This is a genomic window from Humidesulfovibrio sp. (assembly GCF_031082295.1).
Lineage (GTDB): Bacteria > Desulfobacterota > Desulfovibrionia > Desulfovibrionales > Desulfovibrionaceae > Humidesulfovibrio.
Map to the genome: position 1 here is coordinate 1 of NZ_JAVHLD010000060.1, position 6,308 is coordinate 6,308.

Sequence of the window (6,308 nt, forward strand, 5' to 3'; positions counted from 1 at the left end):
CTTAGGTACTCCTGCGGTCTTCCATAGAGCCGGTGGGGGGGGAGGGGGGGCGATTCTATCCGCCTCTTTCTCTTCAACATGCTGATTTTCTTTGGTTCAGCCCAGGAAAGAAAGGAGATAAGAGTCGCAATTGAGAAAAACAAAATAACAAAAAGGAAGAAGAGCAAGCTGTCCATAGCCTATTCCCGACTTCTGGAAGTTCCTGTTTTCATGTGTTCGATTTCCAACAACTAACCGGTGCAATTAGCGAAAATTGATTCCATCTTTTTCATAGCACACTGCGATACCATTTGGCTATGTCTGCGAAATGCAACCTCACCCTGGCCCACTATGTGTAGCACATGTGGTGTACCAGGGAGAGGTTGAAGCTCAGCGGCTAACTTGCTGATATGGTTGGATTAGTGTGGCAAAGGGAAACGCCACATGACTTAATAAGTTCCTGATATAACTACATTTTAGTGGCTCTCAACAGGCTCCATGTGGGGCAGTTTTGTGGGCAGGTGCAGGGCCTGTCCACGTCTCCTGGGCCTCTGACAACATCGCGTAGATGTGGTTGTCCTTGCTGAACCACGGTTCGGTTCCCCCCGATGCAGCTCTTCTGACTGAACCTGCGGATGTGGTCTACACCTTCGTCAGGCCGCCAGGGATAGCCCAGCCCTCCCTAGTCATTGATGTCCTGTTTCATGCGCTCGAAGTCCTCGCGGGTGATCTCGCCTTGGGCATAGCGCCGCTTGAGGATATCGAGAGGGGCTTCGGAGGAGCATGAGGAGCGCCGCACCATGCGGACGACCAGGAAGAACACCACGACAATGAGCAGCATCATGAACACGTTGCCCATAGGCGACATCATGTGCGACCAGCCGCTCGGGCCGTAGCCCATGCCATAGCCGGGGGTGGCGGGAGCGGACTGGCAGAGGAAGCGGAGGGGGTTCAGGGCGTCGAACAGCATGTGTGGCTCCTTGGTTGTGGCAGGGGAGCAGGCTCGCCCCCCCTGACCGGTGTCCTTGATCTGCCGTGTGTGGGCTACTTCGCGCCCTTTTTCAGGTCCGCGTCCATCTGCTTCTTGCCCTGCGTCATCTTTTCGTAGCCGTCCATCATCATCTTCTTGGCGTCCATCATCATCTTCTGGCCGTCCATCATCATGGTCTGCCCGGCCCCCATGGAGCCGCCCTTGCCCATCATGCTCTGGCCGTCCATCATCATCTTTTCGCCCATGTTCATGCGTTTGGCGTCCATCATCATGTTGCCGCCCTGCATCATCATGGCTCCTCCCTTCATCATCTGGGCGCTGCCCTTGGCGTCCATCATCATGCCCTGACCTGCGCCCATCATGCCAGCGGCGGGGGTCTGGTCAGCAGCAAGGGCGAGGGCCGGCGCAAAAGCCAAGGATACGATGGCGGCGGCCAGCAGGGACTTGCGGAGCGTGAACTTCTTCATGGCTGTTCCTCCAAGAGGGTTGGGGTAGAGACATTGGGGAGTCTCACGAGACATCCTATACGCTCCTTCAGGAAAAAATCCAGCCATTGGGTCCATGATATTGATAACGGCCCAAGGGCTGTTCGGATTGGGGGGACTCAAGGTGTCCTGCCGCCTTGAAAGAGGAAGGGGGGCATGCTGGATGCCCCCTCCATCGTTCCATGAGCGGAAAGCAGGCCTACATCGCGTCCTTCTTGCCCATGTCCATGGGCTTGTCTGCGGGCTTCTTGGCGGCCTTCTTCGCGGGGGCTGACTTTTTGGTGTCCTTCTTCATGTCCATGTCCATCTTCTTCTTGCCTTCCATCATCATCATGTGGCCTTCCATCATCATCTTCTTGCCATCCATCATCTTCTTCTGACCGTCCATCATCATATTCTGGCCGTCACTCATCATGCCGCCTTTCTCCATCATCATCTGGCCGTCCATCATCTTCTTCTCGCCGCCGTGCATTTTCTTCATCATTTCCATCATCATGTTGCCGCCCTGCGTCATCATCATGGAACCCTTCTGGGCATCCGAATGCGCAGCAGCAGGCGCAACGGTGGTTGGAGCAGCAGCGGCAGCCGTCCCGTCCGGATGGTGCGGGTCCGCAGCAGGATCAGCGGCAAGGGACAGGGCTGGGGCGAAGGTCAGGGATGCTATGACGGAGGCGGACAGAAGGGACTTGCGGAGAGTGAATTCCTTCATGGTTATGGCTCCTGTGCAGTTGTGGTTGTCGGTTACGGAGGACTACCAGATAGTTTACACTAAACGTCAGTGGAAAATCCAGCCTTTTCAGGGCGAAGTCATACTATTTTTGCGCCCGGTCTTCGCTGTGGCGCCACTTGTTGGAGCGGACATGGACCTCGACAATATGGCCGGACCGCTTGCGCAAGCCGCTGCACTGGGCGTACACAGGTACCATAGAACCAGATGCTGCACCACGATCCCCGTGTAGGAGAAGAACCTGGAGGTGCCAGATGACCCAGAGTCGCAGAGATTTTCTGTCCCTCACCGCCAAGGCCGCCGTGCTCGCCGCTGGGGCGGGGCTTGGTTTGCCCGCGCTGCTACACGCCGCCACACCCAGCGAGTTCGGTTCCACGCCGCTGCCTGTGCCGGGAGCGTCCGGCCTGTTCGGGCTGCTTGCTCCCGAGGGCAGGCTGACCCTCACGGCGGCGGAGGCACCCGGCGCGCTTCCGGCTACGGGCGCGCCCATGCTGGCGTACAGGGCCTCGCACAAGGGCGCTGACTACCTGAACCCCATCCTGGTGCTGCGCAAGGGCCAGGACTTCGAGGCCACCCTCGCCAACGGGCTGAACGAACCGACCATCATCCACTGGCACGGGGTGGACGGACCCTGGAGGCAGGCCGGGCATCCGTCTTACGCCATCGGGCCGGGCGGTAGCTACAAGTATGGCTTCCCCATCACCAATCGGGCAGGCACCTACTGGTACCACCCGCATCCGCATGCCCTGACCGCCAAGCAGTCCTACATGGGGCTGGCGTCCTTCTTCATCGTCCGCGACAGCGAGGAGGACGCCTTTGCCAAGGATCTGGACCTGCGCCTGGGCGTGACGGACATCCCGCTGGTGATCCAGGACAAGCGCCTCACCCACGATGGACGGCTCGACTACTCGCCTTCCAAGGACGACCTGCTCATGGGCTACCTGGGCGATACCGTGCTTGCCAACGGCCAGCACAAGCCCACCCTCAAGGCCGCCACGCGGCTGTACCGCTTCCGGCTGCTCAACGGCTCCACGGCGCGCATCTACAACCTGTCCTTTGTCCAGGGCGGTTCACGTCTGCCGCTGCTCCTGGTGGGCAACGACGGCGGGTTCCTGCCCGCGCCGCAGCGCCTTGACGGGCTGTTCCTCGCCCCCGGAGAGAGGGCGGACGTGCTGCTGGACCTGCGTGACCTGTCGCCCGGACAGGAGGTCTTCCTCCAGAACATGCCCTTCGACCCCATGCACAACGAGGGCGGCATGATGGGGATGACGGGCATGGGCCATGGTGCGGCCCCGGCGGCAAGCGCAGAAGGACATGGCGGGAGCCACGGGGCGCTTGGGGAGGGGGACGCGTACGCCATCCTTCGGCTGCTGGTGGAGCAACAGGTGGCCTACGACAGGAGCCTTCCCAAGAGCCTGCCGAGCATCCCGGAGCCGCCCGCAGGCGGGACCGAGCGCCCCATCACCCTGGCCTTGCAGCACATGGGCGGCTGGACCATCAACGGCCTGACCTTCGACATGGGCAGTGCGCCCATCGTGGTGAAGAAGCGCGGCGTGGAGGTCTGGCGGATCAGCAACGCCAAGGAGAGCATGCCTCATCCCATGCACCTGCACGGCTACTTCTACCGGGTGCTGGAGCGCAAGGGCAGCCCTGCCCAGGCCAAGAGCCGGGCCGTGGACACCCAGGGACGCATGGCGACGGACCTGGGCTACAAGGACACCGTGCTGGTGTGGCCGGGAGAGACGGTCTCCGTTGCCATCGACTTCGGCACCCCCAGATACCCCGGCGAACAGCTCTTCCTCTTCCACTGCCACAACCTGGAGCACGAGGACCAGGGCATGATGCTCAACGTGAAGGTGGTCTGAGCCAGTGGCCCGATTCCTTGTGATCGGAACTGCACATGAAGGGCCTGCGGGATGCAGTGTGGTGCAATGGGCTTCACGTAATCCTACCAGTTTGGTAGGCTTAGACAAGCAACATGCTGATATTATACTCGAAAATATTTGGCACACGGTCTGCAAAGGAGGAGGCGTCCGGCGGGCGTTGCCCGACCGGGCGCACCATCCTCAACCCCTTCAAGGAGACCGTAATGAAAAAGCTGTTCACCACCTCGTTTGTCGCTGCCGCCCTGGTCGTGGCCCTGTCCGCCTCTCTGGCCCTGGCCGCCGACACCACCCCGAAGATCCCGGCCAAGTCCGGCACTGCCGCCGCCACCATGCCTATGGCCAACAGCATGTGCGGGAGCATGATGAAGTCTGGCGGCATGATGGGTGCCATGGGCGCAGGCAAAATGGGACCAGCCGCCATGGGCGCTGGCACCACCATGCCGATGCACCAGGCCATGGCCGGTCAGGGGCACGCGGCCATGACCCAGGCAGCCAAGTAACCCGCCAGAACTGCTGGGCAGATTGGCGGGCGGCTGGTTCAGGCCGTCCGCCTTTTCCTGTGCGATGTTCCCTGTTCCCCGCCGCAGCCTTTCTGGCCTGGAAGGACGGTACCGCATGAACTCACGCCTGAATGCATACGCCCCCTTGCTGCTCTCCCTGGTCCTTGGCGGCCTGACCGTCCTGTTGGTCCTGCGCATCGTGAGCTTCAGCGATGCCGTGACCTCGTACTACACCCCCGCCATCCTGAACTTCGAGAACCTCATGGAGGGCAGCCAGCATCTCAAGGTCATCGCCGACGGTGAGAGGCAGCACCAGGAAGTGGACAACATCGCGGCCCAGCACTTCCTCTTGGCCCTGGACAAGCTGACGGTGCAGGTTGAGGCGGCATGGCCCCGGCAGCGCAAGCAGGCCCTCCAGGGCATCCTGACTGACGCGGGGCAGGTTCGGGAGAGCCTGGAGCGCGGGGACTTCGCCGCCGTGGGCGTGGGCCTGAACCGGCTCATTCCCATCCTCGTCATGCATACCCAGGAGCACCGGGACGAGCTGGTCAACGCCAAGCGGAGCATCCGCGACCTGACCCTGGGGGTGGGTGCGCTCAGCCTCGTCCTGATCGCGTTGGGCTACGTGGCGACGATGCGCGAGCGCCGCGTGGCCGAGTTGCAGGCCTGGGAACAGCAAACCACCGCCGCGCTGACCTCGCTCATCACCGCTCTGGAAGCGCGGGAGCCGTATACCAAGGGACACTCCGTGCGGGTCGCCCGGCACTCCCAGGAGATCGCGGAGCGCATGGGCCTGGACGATAAGACCCGGCACCGTCTGCACATGGCGGCGCTGCTCCACGACATCGGCAAAATCGGCGTGCCGGATAGTGTGCTGCTCAAGGAGGACCGGCTCACCGACTCCGAGTACGCCGTCATGAAGCGGCACCCGGAAATTGGGGCGCACATGCTGTCCAACGTGGAGTCCCTGGCTGATGTCCTGCCCGTCATCCGGCACCACCACGAGCGCCACGACGGCAAGGGCTACCCGGACGGCCTGGCTGGGGAAGCCATCCCTGTGCTGTCGCGGATCATCTCCGTGGCCGACACCTACGACGCCATGACCACAACCCGCCCGTACCGCAAGGCCCTCACGAAGGAGGAGGCTTGCGCGGAGCTTCAACAGCTGCGGGACCAGCAGTGGGACGGCGGGGTGGTCGATGCGTTTCTGTCCAGCCGGTCGTAGCGGGGTCATCGCCTCCGCCAGCTCACCAGCCTACCCGATGGTTTTGGGGCTGTAATATGAGAGGCCCATCTTCACTTCTTGCCCGACCCCGTTCCCCCCGTGGGTACCCATGTGCCTGTGCCGCCACCACTTGCCACCAGTGGGGGCAACCTCAAGGTGCAAACCTCCACCATCAAATCGGCGCTTGGGCTTCAAGTCCGGCTTTGTGTTTTTAATCTCGTTGTTTCTAAGCGGCATGGGGGCAACTCCTAATAGGTTTGAAGGTTGTCAACCGTGTTGCCCCCAGTGTTGCCCCCCAGTTGCCCCCCAGATGTCAATACACCGTATTGGATGGTATTGGGCGCCATTTGGCAACAAAAAACCCCGCTTTCGCGGGGTCTTGTGGACTTAATCGTGCTTAGTCGGACGTGTGGAGTCAATCAAATTTAATATTCAAAATTCTGTGATTAAACGATAAATGTGATTACGAAAATATTGTTGTCCGGTTTGTTGTCCGGTTTGGAATGAGGCTGCCC

Annotated in this window: 7 protein-coding genes; 3 read left to right on the forward strand and 4 right to left on the reverse strand. The window is 61.1% G+C overall.

Annotation, left to right across the window (positions count from 1 at the left end):
* Window positions 1–661: 661 nt before the first annotated feature.
* The 3 genes from RDU24_RS15655 to RDU24_RS15665 all read right to left on the reverse strand — a co-directional run bounded on the left by RDU24_RS15655 (window position 662) and on the right by RDU24_RS15665 (window position 2,164).
* Entirely contained in the window at window positions 662–949 is a 288-nt protein-coding gene (locus tag RDU24_RS15655; RefSeq protein ID WP_308736718.1) for an SHOCT domain-containing protein, read from the reverse strand.
* 74 nt (window positions 950–1,023) lie between these two features.
* Window positions 1,024–1,437, reverse strand: coding sequence for a hypothetical protein (locus tag RDU24_RS15660; protein WP_308736719.1), 414 nt, complete (start codon window positions 1,435–1,437; stop codon window positions 1,024–1,026).
* A gap of 217 nt (window positions 1,438–1,654) precedes the next feature.
* Window positions 1,655–2,164 carry a hypothetical protein gene (locus tag RDU24_RS15665; protein WP_308736720.1) on the reverse strand — a complete coding sequence of 170 codons (510 nt, stop codon included), beginning with the start codon at window positions 2,162–2,164 and terminating at the stop codon, window positions 1,655–1,657.
* Window positions 2,165–2,436: 272 nt separating this feature from the next.
* Between RDU24_RS15665 and RDU24_RS15670 the strand changes: the two genes are divergently transcribed.
* From RDU24_RS15670 to RDU24_RS15680, 3 genes are all read left to right on the forward strand, one after another.
* Window positions 2,437–4,047 (forward strand): multicopper oxidase family protein, encoded by a 1,611-nt coding sequence (locus RDU24_RS15670; RefSeq protein WP_308736721.1) that lies wholly within the window; start codon window positions 2,437–2,439, stop codon window positions 4,045–4,047.
* A gap of 224 nt (window positions 4,048–4,271) precedes the next feature.
* Window positions 4,272–4,568 carry a hypothetical protein gene (locus RDU24_RS15675; RefSeq protein ID WP_308736722.1) on the forward strand — a complete coding sequence of 99 codons (297 nt, stop codon included), beginning with the start codon at window positions 4,272–4,274 and terminating at the stop codon, window positions 4,566–4,568.
* 115 nt (window positions 4,569–4,683) lie between these two features.
* On the forward strand, window positions 4,684–5,793 hold the full coding sequence (locus tag RDU24_RS15680; protein ID WP_308736723.1) for an HD-GYP domain-containing protein: 1,110 nt from the start codon (window positions 4,684–4,686) through the stop codon (window positions 5,791–5,793).
* Window positions 5,794–5,823: 30 nt separating this feature from the next.
* On the opposite strand, the gene RDU24_RS16065 is transcribed toward RDU24_RS15680, so the two are convergent.
* Window positions 5,824–6,030: an Arm DNA-binding domain-containing protein gene (locus tag RDU24_RS16065; protein WP_374989796.1), complete on the reverse strand. Its 207-nt coding sequence runs from the start codon at window positions 6,028–6,030 to the stop codon at window positions 5,824–5,826.
* Window positions 6,031–6,308 lie beyond the last annotated feature (278 nt).

What these genes read in the sequence shown, in the direction of transcription:
- RDU24_RS15660 (WP_308736719.1), bottom strand. Translation starts at nt 1,437, where the DNA reads ATGAAGAAGTTCACGCTCCGCAAGTCCCTGCTGGCCGCCGCCATCGTA.
- RDU24_RS15665 (WP_308736720.1), bottom strand. Translation starts at nt 2,164, where the DNA reads ATGAAGGAATTCACTCTCCGCAAGTCCCTTCTGTCCGCCTCCGTCATA.
- RDU24_RS15675 (WP_308736722.1), top strand. Translation starts at nt 4,272, where the DNA reads ATGAAAAAGCTGTTCACCACCTCGTTTGTCGCTGCCGCCCTGGTCGTG.
- RDU24_RS15680 (WP_308736723.1), top strand. Translation starts at nt 4,684, where the DNA reads ATGAACTCACGCCTGAATGCATACGCCCCCTTGCTGCTCTCCCTGGTC.
- RDU24_RS15670 (WP_308736721.1), top strand. Translation starts at nt 2,437, where the DNA reads ATGACCCAGAGTCGCAGAGATTTTCTGTCCCTCACCGCCAAGGCCGCC.
- RDU24_RS16065 (WP_374989796.1), bottom strand. Translation starts at nt 6,030, where the DNA reads ATGCCGCTTAGAAACAACGAGATTAAAAACACAAAGCCGGACTTGAAG.
- RDU24_RS15655 (WP_308736718.1), bottom strand. Translation starts at nt 949, where the DNA reads ATGCTGTTCGACGCCCTGAACCCCCTCCGCTTCCTCTGCCAGTCCGCT.